Annotated in this window: 12 protein-coding genes; 1 reads left to right on the plus strand and 11 read right to left on the minus strand. The window is 35.3% G+C overall.

Going from position 1 to position 14,654, the window contains the following annotated elements; all coding sequences use genetic code 11:
* Positions 1-59: 59 nt before the first annotated feature.
* The 10 genes from DD829_RS21725 to DD829_RS21770 form a co-directional block, all read right to left on the minus strand.
* On the minus strand, positions 60-860 hold the full coding sequence (locus DD829_RS21725) for an enoyl-CoA hydratase-related protein (RefSeq protein ID WP_108410385.1): 801 nt from the start codon (positions 858-860) through the stop codon (positions 60-62).
* A gap of 94 nt (positions 861-954) precedes the next feature.
* Positions 955-1,419 (minus strand): 1,2-phenylacetyl-CoA epoxidase subunit PaaD, encoded by a 465-nt coding sequence (paaD, locus tag DD829_RS21730; RefSeq protein ID WP_116548138.1) that lies wholly within the window; start codon positions 1,417-1,419, stop codon positions 955-957.
* Between the two features lie 97 nt (positions 1,420-1,516).
* Positions 1,517-2,305 carry a 1,2-phenylacetyl-CoA epoxidase subunit PaaC gene (paaC, locus tag DD829_RS21735; protein WP_108409167.1) on the minus strand — a complete coding sequence of 263 codons (789 nt, stop codon included), beginning with the start codon at positions 2,303-2,305 and terminating at the stop codon, positions 1,517-1,519.
* Positions 2,306-2,335: 30 nt separating this feature from the next.
* On the minus strand, positions 2,336-2,617 hold the full coding sequence (gene paaB / locus DD829_RS21740; protein WP_002981782.1) for a 1,2-phenylacetyl-CoA epoxidase subunit PaaB: 282 nt from the start codon (positions 2,615-2,617) through the stop codon (positions 2,336-2,338).
* Positions 2,618-2,740: 123 nt separating this feature from the next.
* On the minus strand, positions 2,741-3,679 hold the full coding sequence (gene paaA / locus DD829_RS21745) for a 1,2-phenylacetyl-CoA epoxidase subunit PaaA (protein WP_108409168.1): 939 nt from the start codon (positions 3,677-3,679) through the stop codon (positions 2,741-2,743).
* 112 nt (positions 3,680-3,791) lie between these two features.
* A complete protein-coding gene (locus DD829_RS21750; protein ID WP_076395146.1) occupies positions 3,792-4,877 on the minus strand; it encodes a 2Fe-2S iron-sulfur cluster-binding protein in 1,086 nt (361 codons plus the stop codon).
* The gene (locus tag DD829_RS21755) at positions 4,878-6,194 is read right to left on the minus strand and encodes a phenylacetate--CoA ligase family protein (RefSeq protein ID WP_116548139.1); all 1,317 of its coding nucleotides are present in this window, start codon (positions 6,192-6,194) and stop codon (positions 4,878-4,880) included.
* Positions 6,195-6,337: 143 nt separating this feature from the next.
* Positions 6,338-7,804 (minus strand): tetratricopeptide repeat protein, encoded by a 1,467-nt coding sequence (locus DD829_RS21760; RefSeq protein WP_116548140.1) that lies wholly within the window; start codon positions 7,802-7,804, stop codon positions 6,338-6,340.
* Positions 7,805-7,913: 109 nt separating this feature from the next.
* Entirely contained in the window at positions 7,914-9,134 is a 1,221-nt protein-coding gene (locus DD829_RS24255) for a hypothetical protein (RefSeq protein ID WP_228408262.1), read from the minus strand.
* A gap of 540 nt (positions 9,135-9,674) precedes the next feature.
* Positions 9,675-10,253: a TetR/AcrR family transcriptional regulator gene (locus DD829_RS21770; RefSeq protein WP_108410895.1), complete on the minus strand. Its 579-nt coding sequence runs from the start codon at positions 10,251-10,253 to the stop codon at positions 9,675-9,677.
* Positions 10,254-11,054: 801 nt separating this feature from the next.
* On the opposite strand from DD829_RS21770, the gene clpB reads away from it, so the two are divergent.
* On the plus strand, positions 11,055-13,649 hold the full coding sequence (clpB, locus tag DD829_RS21775; RefSeq protein ID WP_108408989.1) for an ATP-dependent chaperone ClpB: 2,595 nt from the start codon (positions 11,055-11,057) through the stop codon (positions 13,647-13,649).
* 133 nt (positions 13,650-13,782) lie between these two features.
* Here clpB and DD829_RS21780 read toward each other — a convergent pair whose 3' ends face one another.
* Positions 13,783-14,484, minus strand: a complete 702-nt coding sequence (locus DD829_RS21780; RefSeq protein WP_108408988.1) for an FKBP-type peptidyl-prolyl cis-trans isomerase — start codon at positions 14,482-14,484, stop codon at positions 13,783-13,785.
* Positions 14,485-14,654: the final 170 nt, after the last annotated feature.

Consider the following 14,654-nt stretch of genomic DNA (forward strand, 5'->3'; position numbering starts at 1 on the left):
GAGCTAGCTGAAGCATTTCATTGGTAAACTGTTACATTGGTACATTGCTATATTAATTCTTATTTCCCTTTATACTCAGGTTTTCTTTTCTGTAAAAAGGCGCTTACTCCTTCTTTAAAGTCTTCTGTTTCTGCGGCTTTCTGTTGCAGATCACCTTCTAATTCCAACTGCTGCTTCAGCGTATTGTCATAAGAATGTGCAAATGCCTTTTTGGTTAATTTTAAACCAACTGTAGGCATATTGGATACTCTTTCTAAAATTTCCAGTGATTTTGAACTGAATTCTTCTTCAGTGAAAACTTCAGCAACCAAACCGTATGATTTAGATTCTTCCGCGGATAATTTTTTTCCGGTAAATGCTAAATAATTGGCTAATTGTCTTCCCAGTAATTTTGGTAAAAAATAGGTTCCACCCGTATCTGGAATCAATCCGATATTGGAGAAAGCCTGAGCAAAATAAGCTTTTTCATTTGCCAGAACAAAATCGCAGATCAACGCCAACATCGCCCCGGCTCCAACTGCAGGACCGTTTACCAACGCTACAACCGGTTTTTTGCAGTGGGTAATTTCCATTACCAAAGGATTGTAATAATCTGTTACAATTTTTCTGATGATATCGTTGTCATGATGTTCATTGCCCTGAACAAAAGCATCATCCAGATTCTGACCGGAACAAAAAGCTCTTCCTCTTCCGGAAATTGCCACGCATCTTACTGCAGGATCTTCACTGCATTCTTTTACAAAATCTTTCAGATCTGATAAAGACGGCTTTGTAAGCGCGTTCATGGTATCCGGCTGATTGAGATAAGCAATTTTAAGTTTTCCGTCGAAATGCGACTCAATATCGAGTTGTGTATACATAGTTTATAATTTTTTAATTTGAAAATTAGACAATTTGAAAATTTTAGTTCACCACTAATTTACTCATTTTCAAATTAGCACATTTTCAAATTGTTTAGTGACATTTAAAATAGTCAAAAGGTTCTAAACAGTCTAAACACTGATACGAAGCCTTACATAAGGTAGACCCGAATCTGCTGATCTGTTTTGAGTTCATGGAACCACAACGCGGACATTTTTTCGGTTTCCCGATGTGATGTTCGTCGGCTCCTTTTTCGGGAGGGGTAATTCCGTATACCCGAAGTTTTTCTCTCGCTTCATCTGTTAACCAGTCCGTCGTCCAGATCGGAAACATTTTGGTGACCACTTTCGCTTCCCATCCGTTTTCCTTCATAATTTTGATGATGTCTTCCTCAATGGTAAACATGGCGGGACAGGCAGAATAAGTAGGCGTAATCGTTACTTCGCAGGAATTCTCGCCAGTAATTTTCGCCTCTCTTACAATACCTAATTCCACGATATTAATTACCGGAATTTCCGGATCGGGAACCATTTCTAATATGTCTAAAGGATTTTTCATAATTAATTTGAAAATTTGAAAATTTGGGTAATTTGAAAATTTATGGCACTCCTCAATTTTCAAATTAGCACATTTTCAAATTAACTCATTGATTTTTTTACCAAGTACAGCCCGGATATGCTCTCTGCATATACTGTAATTCACAAAGGATATATCCAAAATATTCTGTGTGATATCCTGTTCTGGATTTTGGCTGCATGAAAGGATTTGTAGGATATTCTAACTGGAAATCTGCAAAATCTTTTTGGGTGATCGCTAAAAATTCCTCATAAAGAGCATCTGTATTCGGAGCAATATTTAAAGCTACCAAATCATCTTCTCCTTCTGTTTTTGCGAATAAACCTTTCGTATATTCCCAAATATTTTCAATGGCTTTTACCAGACGGCTCTTACTTTCTTCTGTTCCCTGAGCGAAAATTTTCATCCAGGAAGCAGCGTGCGTGTAATGGTATTTTACTTCTTTCAAAGATTTTTGAGCAATTGCCGCCAATTCTTCATTTGCTGAATTGGACAATGCTTCATACATCAGTTTCTGATATACTGCAAAAACATACACTTTTAAAATCGTCTGGGCATAATCTTCGTTCGGAAGTTCTGTCCAGTGTGCATTTACATATTCGTGTTCATATCTTAAAAAGGCGATATCATCTTCAGATTTTCCGTCGTCTAAAAGTCTTGAAGCGTAAACGTAAAAGTTGTTCGCCTGACCAAGTTCATCCAGCGCAATATTCGTTAATGCAATATCTTCCTCCAGATAAGGACCTTCACCGCACCACGCAGACAAACGCTGTCCCATAATGAAACTGTCGTCTGCCAATTTTAATAAATAATTATATAATGGGTTCATTGTTTTAGCTTTTGGCTTTTGGCGTTTAGCTTTTGGCAAATTGCAAGCAGCTAACAGCCAATTGCTGTTTTACATATTTTTTACATCGTTCGGGATCTCGTAGAAGGTTGGGTGACGGTATAATTTGTCATCAGCCGGATCGAAGAATGCTTCTTTATCCACTCCTTCCGAAGTTACAATGTATTTACTTGGGACTACCCAAACAGAAGTTCCTTCTTTTCTTCTTGTATACACGTCTCTTGCGTTTTGCAAAGCCATTTCTGCTGTTGGCGCCTGTACAATTCCAACGTGTTTGTGGGACAATCCCGGTTTAGTCTGAATAAACACTTCCCACATATCTAAATTTGCCATAATTAATTTGAAAATTTGAAAATTCGTTAATTTGAAAATTGATTAAGTGTCGTAATTGAAAATTTGATCATAAATAAAACCGCTAAGGTCATTTTCAAATTCTCAAATTAGCACATTTTCAAATTATATTACCTCTTTTTGTTGTTTTTCTGCAAAAGCTGCTGCCGCTTCTTTTACCCAGGAATTTTCTCTTTGGGCTTTTCTCTTCGTTTCGATACGCTTTTTGTTGGCAGGACCATTTCCTTTTAAGATTTCCATAAATTCATCCCATGGAAGCTCTCCGAAATCGTAATGCTGTCTTTCTTCGTTCCATTTCAGATCTTTATCCGGAATGGTTAATCCCAAGAATTCAGCCTGAGCAACGGTAACATCAATGAATCTCTGACGAAGACTGTCGTTGCTTTCTCTTTTCACTCTGTAATTCATCGAGATTTTGGAGTTTGGCGAACTGTCATCGTTTGGACCAAACATCATTAAAGCAGGCCACCAGAAACGGTTTAACGAAGCCTGAGCCATTTCTTTCTGCTGTTTTGTACCGCGGCAAAGAGCCATTAAAATTTCATAACCCTGTCTTTGGTGGAAAGATTCTTCTTTACAGATTTTCACCATCGCTCTTGAGTAAGGACCGTAAGAATTTCCCATCAACATGACCTGATTCATGATCGCAGCACCATCAACCAACCAACCGATGGCACCAATATCTGCCCAGCTTAAAGTCGGATAGTTGAAGATACTTGAATATTTCGCTTTTCCTGAAAGCATATCTTCATACGTTGCATCTCTGTCTGCTCTGATGGTTCCATCACCTAAAGTTTCTGTCGCAGAATAAAGGTATAAACCGTGACCTGCTTCGTCCTGAACTTTCGCCAAAAGAGCCATTTTTCTTCTCAAAGAAGGTGCTCTGGAAATCCAGTTGGCTTCCGGCAACATTCCGACAATTTCAGAATGTGCGTGCTGTGAAATCTGACGAACCAATAGTTTTCTGTAATCATCCGGCATTACATCTTTTGGTTCTACTTTATTTTCGTCGTGTACGTACTGTACAAATTTTTCTAAATCCATCTTTTTAAATTTGAAAATTAATTAATCTGAAAATTTGAGAATTAGGCAATTTGAAATTAAAACACAATCATGGCATTTTCAAATTAGCACATTGACTCATTTTCAAATTGTCTTAAACATCATAATTAAGCATCACCACGTTGGTTGTCGGGTGACACTGGCAGGTAAGAACGTAACCTCGGGCTACTTCTTCTTCGGTAAGCGCGTAGTTTTTTTCCATGAAGACTTCGCCTTCCAAAACTTCGGCTTTACACGTACAACACACTCCTCCTTTACACGCAAAAGGTACAGGAAGATTGTCTTTCAATGCTTTATCTAAGATACTTTCTTTTTTTGAATTCAAATGGAAAGAATATTCATCATCATCAATAATTACCGTAACCATACTTTCGATGTTGGCAATGGCTTTGAACTCGTCGCTCATTTCCTCCGTATTTTCTTCGTCAGGAGCGGTAAAATATTCAAATAAAACCTGAATCGCCGGCACTTTTTTATCTTTCTTTAAATAATCTGCAATTCCCTTGATCATTTCCGAAGGTCCGCAAATGAAATACGTGGCTTCTTTTACATCAATATCGGTATATCTTTCAAATAAATGTTCCAGTTTTTCAGGGGAAATTCTTCCTTCGAAAATCGGATCTTCATGCTTTTCACGGCTTACGAGATAAACTACTTTCAATCTTCCGTTGAACTGCTCTACCAATTTATCGATTTCAGCCTTTTTCATCACGTGATTCATGCTTCTGTTGCTGTAGAACAGGTACGCGTTGGAATTCGGCTCCTGATAAAGACTTTCTTTAATATTCGATAAAACCGGAGAAATTCCACTTCCTGCCGCCAAACCAATGTATGTTTTTACGTTTGTCGGATGATAAGACGTGTTGAAACCGCCCATCGGAGGCATTACCTCAAGAATTTCATCCATGTGAAGATGTTCATTGAAATAACCGGAAACTTTTCCGCCTTCCAATAATTTCACTAAAACTTCCAGCGTGTTGCTTTTTTCACTCGGCGCATTACAGATGGAGTAAGAACGTCTTTCTTCATTTCCGTTGATCATCATTCGGAAATTAAGATACTGCCCCTGTTTGAATCTGAATTTATCCTTCAGCTCTTCAGGGATTTCAACCGCTACATTTACTGCATCGTTGGTATCTTTCTGAACTTTTACCGTTTTAAGTTTATAAAATGAATTCATTTATTTTTTAAGTATTCTGTTAATTTTTCCACCTTCGCATTTCGGAAGACTGTCCTGAGCATGAATTTTCACTTTTGTGGTAATTCCTACCCTCTTTTTTATTTCGTTTTCTATACTTTTTCCAAAGTTTCCGACAAAAATAGCATAATCGTCGGTATTTTGATTTAAATTTTTCGATGCGATCAATTCGTCATCAATTTCAACATCAATATCCAGTGCAACACACATTTGTTCCTTCTCAACAGGTGTTAAATAATAGTTCGGAACGACTCCTTCTACATGAGAAAACGCTTCTTCTATCTGACTTGGATAAACATTCACCCCTCTTACAATCAGCATATCATCGGCTCTTCCCAAAATCGGACGCATTTTCACCATCGTTCTTTTACCATTTTCGTCATAGTAAAGACTTGTGATATCATTTGTCCAGTAACGCAGAAGCGGCATTGCTTTCTTCGTTAAAGTCGTAATCACCAAAACGCCTTCTTCTCCCAAAGGAACGGGCTTTTTTGTAACCGGATCGAGAATTTCTGGGTAAAAATGGTCTTCCCAAATGTAAGAACCGCCTTTTTCTTCAAAATCTTCCATCGAAACACCCGGCCCTATAATTTCACTTAATCCGTAAATATTGGTTGCATGAACGCCTAATCTTTCTTCAATATGATGTCTGATTAATTCCGTCCAAGGCTCTGAACCTAAAACGGCATATTTTAAACTGATTTCTTCTGCCGTGATTCCTCTTTTAGCAAATTCATCAGCAATGGTTAAAGCGTAAGATGGCGAACAGCAGATTACTTCGGGTTGAAAATCCATGATGAGATCGACCTGTCTTGACGTCATTCCTCCCGAAATCGGAAGAACGCTCATTCCCAGTTTTTCCGCTCCGTAGTGCAATCCCAATCCGCCCGTGAAGATTCCGTAACCATATGCATTATGCAACTGCATTCCCGCTTTCGCGCCTGCTGCATTCAAAGATCTCGCCACGACTTCGCTGAATAAATCAACATCTTCTTTTGTATATCCCACCACCGTTGGTTTTCCCGTTGTTCCGCTTGAACAGTGAATTCTCTGCAGTTCACTTTTCGGAACGGTAAATAACCCGAACGGATAATTGTCTCTCAAATCCTGTTTATACGTTATCGGAAGTTTGGTAATATCTTCAATCGACCTTATTTCCTGTGGAGATATTCCTGATTCTTTAAATTTTCTTTTATAAAACTCAGACTTCTCTCCAAGATAGCCTACCAAATTTGCCAACCGCTCAGACTGAAGCCGTCTCAATTGATCGGGCTTAAGATATTCAACACCAAAATCCATAACTAACTAACATTTGTTAGGTGTAAATTTAAAAAGATTTTGGAACGTGACAAAATTTTTATGATTTTCGTCAGATTTTTAATGATTCTAAATAATTAAGGCTAAGATTTAGGTTTAATTTAAGCATGATTTTAATGAGGATTTTAAAAATTACGAATCCATTTTATGAAATCTTGATCGGAAGAAATATTAATCAATTTTCGAATATTGTATTTATGTGTCTGTACTGTTCTTGGTGATGTTTTGGTAGATATTGCAATATCTTTGGTGGAAAAATTAAGGTAAGAAAGAGCCAAAATCTTCAACTGAACATCAGTTAATTCAGGATGCTTTTCAGTTAGTCTATTGTAAAATTGTCCGTATACTTCTGAGAATCTTTTTAAAAAAGAAGCATCATTTTTCTTTGCGAGATTCAAAACTTCTTCAAAAGCATCATTTACTTTTGTTTTTAACTCTGTTATTTCTTCAGATTGTTCTTTTACGGTTTCGAAAATAATGGATTTTTCTTGCTCGGAGATTTTTCTCTTTTTGCGTTGCATAAAAATGTAGAGCATAATCACCAACAAAACCAATATTACTAGTATAATGATAAATAAGATGTTACGTTCTAAAAAGCTAATGTTTTTATCCTGAATCTCTCTTATTTCTTCAGATTTTAATTTATTTTTATTTTCAAAATCTTTTTTTTCAGCTAAATATTTTAATAAATAAAGGTTTCTTTTGTCTTTTAGAGTAGCAAAACTAACAGAAAGTTGGTTAAGAGTTTCTACATAAATATCCTGATATTTATTTTGTTTAGAAATCTCCAAACCTCTCATCAGATAGGGAATTGCTTCTTTATATTTCCCTTCTATATTATAGCCCATTCCTAAACCAGAATTGATAATGGCTTCATTTTTTATATCATAAATTTTAGTTATAGGAATTAGTTTTTGTGCACTTTTGAAATAAAAGGCAGAAGAATCAGTTTTTTTTTGAAAAAGATAATTTGATCCTATGTTGCTATACACATTAATTAATTTGCTATTTCTTAATTGATTTTTTTTTATTTTTTGCAAAACAGACAATGCAATACTTCCTTTATTTATAGCTTCTTGATCTTTTTCCTGTACATTATAATATTCTTGATAACAGGTCCAATAATTTCCAATAATTTCTAAATGAAAATCATTTGAATCATCTAATTCCTTTAGGATAAGTCCAGTATCATCTAATATTTTTTTGGCATCATATAATAATCCCAAATGCATCAATGCCCAAGATTTTCTTACTAATGCTTCTATTTCTTTTTCGAAATTTTCACTTTCTTTAGCTTTTATTATTGTTTTTTCACAAGACTGAAGTAGTTTTTTATACTCATTCGTATTCATGTAAACTGCATCTATTAAAGACAGTGCATGAATTTCATAATAAATGTTTTTACTTTTCTGTGAAGTGATTAAAAATGCATTTATAGAATTTAAAGCTGCTGCTGGATTTTTTTGTGCTAATTCTAAGTTTCTTTGCATTTGTTCTTCTAATATTTTGTCATAATTAGGATTAAGCTGAGCATTAACTAACACAACATTCCATAGAAATATAAAATAGATTAAAATAGCTTTAAAAATCATTTTCCTTCATAAATATTGTACAAATATAATGTTTTATAGTCCTCAAAAAGAGAGCAACCCAACTGATTACTCTCTTCCTATTTTCTAAATTGTGATTGTGATTTTGTTATTATTTTGAAACCTTTTTAGCTGCACAATTACTTGCCATACTTAGAGTCCCTATTTTTTTGATGATAATTTCGCTTCGCATTACTTTCACATCACTACCACAACTATTAGACCCCATACTTGCAATATCTTGTACCGTAAATGTATTGGGAGACAATGCCCCATTTCCTGTTATTGGCTCTATTAGAAAATCTATATCAAATGTGGTACTGCCGTCTCCATTTAAATACATAATAAATGAAGAGGTGTTTTCTGCTTCTGCATTACCTCCTGTAGCAGAATATGTTTTTCTAAAATAACTGTTATTAATAGAGGTAAGTATCCTTAGTTTTGTATTAAGATTGGGATTACTTGCATCATCTACCAAACCCCTTACATTAAAAGTAAATTCATAAATCCCAGTTGGTAACGTAACAGTATCTGTAGTTCTGGTAGTAGGAACGGTGTTTTCCCCAGAGAATGTGGCGAAAGAGGGTAAAGTTACCCCTTCATTAATTACAGATCCCACAATGGTGTTTACAAAATTATAATCATTATTTGATGAGGGTAACACACCCAACTCACCATAACTATCATACTTATCAAAACGCATTGCGCTAAGTTGGTTAAAAGTATAGCTGGTTCCTGCTGTATTGCCATTTACGCCTAAACGTAAAACCTGTATAGGATAAGGAAGTGTATGCAAAACACCTGAAGCATCTGCAACCACAATACTTTCTGTAGGGTTTCCTTTTTGCAAACCTTCTAATCTTGCAGGATTAGCAACTGCAGTTACGTGTAAAGCATTGGTGGGATCGTTATTGCCAATTCCTACATTCCCTGTTTGATAAATATTTTGTGTGTTTGAAGTTGCGGGATTTGTAGTAGCAGCTTCGTTCCAAGGTTCCACATAAGTTCCGCCAGAAGAACCAGCCATTGTTTGCCAAATAGCTCCGTCAAAATAATAATATCCTGACGCAGAAACATTTACCACCTGATTATCAAGCGGAGCCATTGCTGCCGCTGTTACATACACAATAGCTCCTGTTTGATCTGTGGTGTATGTTTTTAATCTTAATTGCTCACCTGTAATTCTGGGAGCAATAACACCGTCTAATTTTGTAGCTATTGTTGGACTTCCTGTAACATCCAAAGTTGCTTTTGGAGCTTCTGTATTGATTCCAACTTGAGCAAAATTGTAACTAAATATACATAAAGCTACAGATAAAAATAAAATCTTCATTTTTGTTTTTTTGTTTTGCAATGATAACTACATAACTAAATAAAACAAAAAAAAGAGCATACGTATTTCATACTTAAGCACTGACTATCAGTAAAATAAACAAAAAATCTTAACAATACACCATTCTAAAAGCACATACAAATTATCTAATTACAAAAAGTGATAAGGCTATAAGGATTTCATATTTCCTTCACATTTTTATGATTCTAAATAGTTAAGGCTAAGATTGAGGTTTAGTTTAAGCATGATTTTAATACGATTTTGTCATTCAAAACATAGACAGATAGTCTAAGAACGCAGTTCAGAAGTGAAGTGAAAAATCTGTTTTTATTTAATGTTTAGTAGATTTCTCCTTCGTCGAAATGACAGCTTACTGCATAAAATTTTGTTATTATTCAGAACGGAACAAAGTAAAGTGTGGAATATAAGCGAAGTTTTCGTTGTAACTGTCGAAATTTCTACGGAATGACAATAACAATTTTAAATAATTTTAAAATAATTGTTGAGATTCTTCCTTCGTCAGAATGACAGTTAAACGGTTTATTTCTTTTGATTTCCCAGTAAACCAAAAAGAATTTTATCCCTTATTTCATCGGTGATATCAGAACCAGAATCAATATTTCTTTTAAACCAGAAATAGGAGTTGTTTAAAGTATGGAGAATAAATCTCGTGGTAAAAGCGGGTGATCTCAATTCCCAGTTTTCAGCGGTATAAATTTCAGAAATCAACTGTTCAACTTCCTGCTGATAATTTTTTCTTAATTCGATAAATTCAGGTAATCTCTCTTCCAGATGTTTCCATTCGTTGGAATAGATGTGCGTGACATCACGGTTTTTCAGAACAACCGACAAATGTTTTTCAATAAAAAGATTGAGCTTTTCCTTTGGTGGAATATTGGTGTTTTTTACATCCTGAAGTTCATCGAAAAATTCCTGCGCGATGCCGAAACAGATCCATTCCAGAATTTCTTCCTTTGAGCGGATGTGCGCATATAAAGAAGCTGCTTTGATATTCAGTCTGGTTGCCAAATCACGAACAGAGCTTCCCATGTAGCCTTTCTCCTTGAAAAGTTCCACGGCAACATCTAAAATTTTCTTCTGTTTTTCTTTAAGCTCCATTTGTAAAAACGCAAAAGTAATTATTTTGATTTTAATATTTGATTTTGAGAAGATGATTTTTAACTTAAGAATTAAAAGCTAAACACTGCATAATGCTTTTTCAAAATGATGAAATGAAAAAATTAAACTTTTTTACCACTAAAAGATGCAAAAGATTTAAACACTTTAGTTTCTTAAGTTTAATACTTAAATGAAAAAAAAGAGCACATAAGTAAAAAAAATCAAAGATTTTTTCTCTTTGCAGACTTTTGAAATACTTTAAATAAATTCAATAAAGTCTTTTGTTTCTTTTGTAGTTAAATTTAAAATGAGTTTAAAAAACTTATTATTTAAACCATTAAGAAAATTTTAAGTTGTTAAGTTCAATTAAGAAAAAATCAATAGATTTTTAATAAGCATTATTTTGGAAAGCGAAGCGGCTCTTAAATATTCTAAACTTCTTAATTAAAATCTTAATGGTTCAATCAAAAAATAAGGTTAGACGTATTTTAAGATTCAACCCAATCTGACGGTTCTTCCGATAATTTTCACTTAAATTCTTCGAATCGGAAATTTTGTCTTTCCAAAATAGATTCAAAATAAATATTTCGGAAATTTTGTCCAATATTTTTAAAAATTCAACAATAGAATACTTTTTGCGATAATGTACCCGAATTAAATGATTAAATAAAGATTAAGGGCATCAGAAATTAGAAAATCTGATTAAAAAATTAACATTTATTTGACTCTTATGGTCTGAAATCTGATGTCTAAAATCTAAAATTGGAAACTAAAAATTAAAGAATCAAAAATATACAAAATATGAATTTAAATCAATATACCGTAAAATCTCAGGAAGCAATTCAGGCTGCACAACAGGTGGCAATGGAATTTGGCAACCAACAGATCGAACCTCAACATTTACTGGAAGGTATTTTTCAGGTAGATGAAAATATATCGCCTTTCTTATTAAAAAAATCTGAAGCAGATGCGGCTTTGGTAAGAGAGCGCAACCGCGAAAATTTAGAGAAACTCCCTAAAGTACAGGGAGGCAATATTTACCTTTCACAATCAGCAAATAAAGTTTTGCTTGATGCGCCTAACATTGCTAAAAAAATGGGCGACGAATATGTAACGATTGAACATTTATGGCTTTCCTTATTGGAAACCAATTCTGAAGTTTCGAAAATGCTGAAAGATATGGGCGTTACCAAGAGTCTTTTGGAAGGGGGAATTAAAGAATTAAGAAAAGGTTCGAAAGCCACTTCTGCAAGTTCGGAAGAAACGTATCAGTCTTTAAATAAATACGCTAAAAACTTCAACGAATTAGCGGCGGAAGGAAAATTAGATCCTGTGATCGGTCGTGACGAGGAAATCCGAAGAGTGTTGCAGATTCTTTCCAGAAGAACGAAAAACAACCCGATTCTGATTGGTGAACCCGGCGTTGGTAAAACTGCAATTGCAGAAGGAATTGCCCACAGAATTATCAGCGGTGACGTTCCTGAAAACCTGATGGATAAAACATTATATTCACTGGATATGGGCGCTTTGATTGCCGGTGCAAAATACAAAGGTGAGTTTGAAGAGCGTCTGAAATCCGTGGTGAATGAAGTTATTAAATCGGAAGGACAGATTATTCTTTTCATTGATGAGATCCACACTTTGGTAGGCGCAGGAGGCGGTGAAGGTGCAATGGACGCCGCAAATATTCTGAAACCAGCTTTGGCAAGAGGAGAATTAAGAGCGATTGGAGCAACGACTTTAAATGAATATCAGAAGTATTTTGAAAAAGATAAAGCCTTAGAAAGACGTTTCCAGAAGGTAATGGTGGAAGAACCGGATACAGAATCGGCAATTTCTATTCTTCGTGGAATTAAAGACAAGTATGAAGCGCACCACAAAGTAAGAATTAAAGATGAGGCGATTATTGCAGCGGTAGAAATGTCTCAGAGATATATTTCAGACCGATTTTTACCGGATAAGGCGATTGATCTGATTGATGAAGCATCGGCTAAATTAAGAATGGAAATCAATTCGAAACCGGAAGAGCTTGATGTTCTCGACAGAAAATTAATGCAGATGGAAATTGAACTGGCTGCCATTTCAAGAGAAGGTAACCAGACGAAAATCGATCATTTAAAAGAAGATATTGCGAAGATTTCTGAACAGAGAAATGAAATTAACGCCAAATGGCTGAAAGAAAAGCAAAAATCTGAAGATTTAACGCAGATTAAAAAAGATATAGAATCTCTGAAATTAGAGGCAGAAAGAGCTTCAAGAGCAGGAGATTACGCAAAAGTAGCGGAAATCCAATACGGAAAACTTCGTGAAAAAGAAGAAGAGCTTAAAAAGCTTGAAATCGAAATGCAAAATCATCAGAATGAGTTAATTAAAGAAGAGGTAACTTCTGAAAACATTTCTGAAGTGATTGCCAAATGGACCGGAATTCCTGTTACGAAACTGCTTCAGTCTGAAAGAGAAAAGTTATTGAATCTGGAAACCGAACTTCATCACAGAGTAGTTGGACAGGACGAGGCGATTACCGCTGTTGCGGATGCGATACGAAGAAACAGAGCGGGATTGAGTGATGATAAAAAACCAATCGGGTCATTCTTATTCTTGGGAACCACCGGAGTCGGAAAAACTGAGCTGGCAAAAGCTTTAGCGGAGTTTTTATTTGATGATGAAAACAATATGACGAGAATTGATATGAGTGAATATCAGGAGCGTCACAGTGTTTCGAGATTAGTGGGTGCGCCTCCGGGATATGTGGGTTATGATGAAGGCGGACAATTAACGGAAGCCGTGAGAAGAAGACCGTATTCTGTGGTTCTTTTAGATGAAATTGAAAAAGCGCATCCTGATGTTTTCAATACTTTGTTACAGGTTTTGGATGACGGAAGATTAACCGATAACAAAGGAAGAGTGGTGAATTTCAAAAATTCGATCATTATTATGACTTCGAATTTAGGTTCGCACCTTATTCAGGAAAATTTTGAACATATTACTGATGAAAATCAGGATGAGATTGTTGACAAAACAAAAGATGAGGTCTTTGATTTATTGAAACAGACGTTACGTCCGGAATTCTTAAACAGAATTGATGAGGTTGTATTATTCCAGCCTTTAAGAAAAAAGGAAATCGGAAAAATCGTTACCTATCAACTGAGAGGATTTAATGAAATGCTTTCGAAACGAAATATCATTATGACGGCAACTCAGGATGCTGTAGATTATCTGATGAATAAAGGGTATGATCCTGCGTTCGGAGCAAGACCTCTGAAAAGAGTCATTCAGCAGGAAGTTCTCAACAAATTATCAAGAGAGATTCTGGCAGGAACGGTAAATGATGGAGACAGAATCACTTTGGATTATTTCGAGGAAACAGGTCTGGTTTTCAGACCTACAGATTTATAAGTAGTTTTTTTCATATATATTATTTTTGAAGAATTTCCGCAGACCAAAAAATCTGCGGAAATTTTATTTGTAATACATCAGATGTAAAATTAGCAAATCCCATTATCGCTGATCTACCTATCAAACAACATTTTTATTTAATATTCACCAATTCTACATCAAAAATAATAGTCGCTCCCGCAGGAATTGGTCCGGCACCATTATCTCCGTAAGCAAGCTCCGAAGGAATGTAAAATCTGTATTTAGATCCTTTGCTCATCAACTGGATACCTTCTGTCCATCCTTTGATTACTGCGCCCAGATTAATATCCATTGGCGCACCTCCGTTTTTGTCGGTAGAGTCGAAAACAGTTCCATCCAGAAGCTTTCCGGTATATTTTACCTGTACAACATCTGAGGCTTTTGGTTTTGTTTTACCATCACCTTCCTGCAAGACTTCATACTGTAAACCTGAAGCCGTGGTCTTCACTTTAGGATTACTTTTATTTTTGGCAAGAAACTCCAGACCTTTTTTCTTATTTTCATCTGCCTGTACGCCTGCTGCAGCCTGCTTTTTTTCATGTTGCTTCTGCATAAACTCCTGCATAAAAGCTTCCATTTCTTCAGCCGGCATCAGCTTTTTCCCTCCATTCATTTCTTCTTTAATAGCCTGAGCCAAAAGATCTGCATCTACTTTGAAGCCTTCCTGTTTCATGTTTTGGGCAATACTCAGACCTATATAATAAGAAGCTTTCTGATCATCCGTGTATTTGCCATCCACTGCGTTTTCATCTTTCTTAGCGCATGAAACACTAAATATTGCTATGCAAAATAATGCGATAGTCTGTCTTTTCATTTGATAATTTTATTGTTTATGATTAACGAATTTAAAATCGCTGCAAATCTATCCAAAATCTTTATCATTTTAATTAAAATTTACAATCCGTAAAAACCCCATAAATAATCAGGAAAAAACCGTGTCGTATTCCCCTGAAATTTTACGAGATTTGCAATACCAACTAACCT

It is taken from the genome of Chryseobacterium sp. HMWF035 (assembly GCF_003094695.1).
GTDB classification, from domain to species: domain Bacteria; phylum Bacteroidota; class Bacteroidia; order Flavobacteriales; family Weeksellaceae; genus Chryseobacterium; species Chryseobacterium gambrini.

Excerpts from the sequence above, each read along its gene's own strand:
- DD829_RS21725 (WP_108410385.1), bottom strand. The coding sequence starts at position 860 with ATGTATACACAACTCGATATTGAGTCGCATTTCGACGGAAAACTTAAA.
- paaD (WP_116548138.1), bottom strand. The coding sequence starts at position 1,419 with ATGAAAAATCCTTTAGACATATTAGAAATGGTTCCCGATCCGGAAATT.
- paaB (WP_002981782.1), bottom strand. The coding sequence starts at position 2,617 with ATGGCAAATTTAGATATGTGGGAAGTGTTTATTCAGACTAAACCGGGA.
- paaA (WP_108409168.1), bottom strand. The coding sequence starts at position 3,679 with ATGGATTTAGAAAAATTTGTACAGTACGTACACGACGAAAATAAAGTA.
- DD829_RS21750 (WP_076395146.1), bottom strand. The coding sequence starts at position 4,877 with ATGAATTCATTTTATAAACTTAAAACGGTAAAAGTTCAGAAAGATACC.
- DD829_RS21755 (WP_116548139.1), bottom strand. The coding sequence starts at position 6,194 with ATGGATTTTGGTGTTGAATATCTTAAGCCCGATCAATTGAGACGGCTT.
- DD829_RS21760 (WP_116548140.1), bottom strand. The coding sequence starts at position 7,804 with ATGATTTTTAAAGCTATTTTAATCTATTTTATATTTCTATGGAATGTT.
- DD829_RS24255 (WP_228408262.1), bottom strand. The coding sequence starts at position 9,134 with ATGAAGATTTTATTTTTATCTGTAGCTTTATGTATATTTAGTTACAAT.
- DD829_RS21770 (WP_108410895.1), bottom strand. The coding sequence starts at position 10,253 with ATGGAGCTTAAAGAAAAACAGAAGAAAATTTTAGATGTTGCCGTGGAA.
- clpB (WP_108408989.1), top strand. The coding sequence starts at position 11,055 with ATGAATTTAAATCAATATACCGTAAAATCTCAGGAAGCAATTCAGGCT.
- DD829_RS21780 (WP_108408988.1), bottom strand. The coding sequence starts at position 14,484 with ATGAAAAGACAGACTATCGCATTATTTTGCATAGCAATATTTAGTGTT.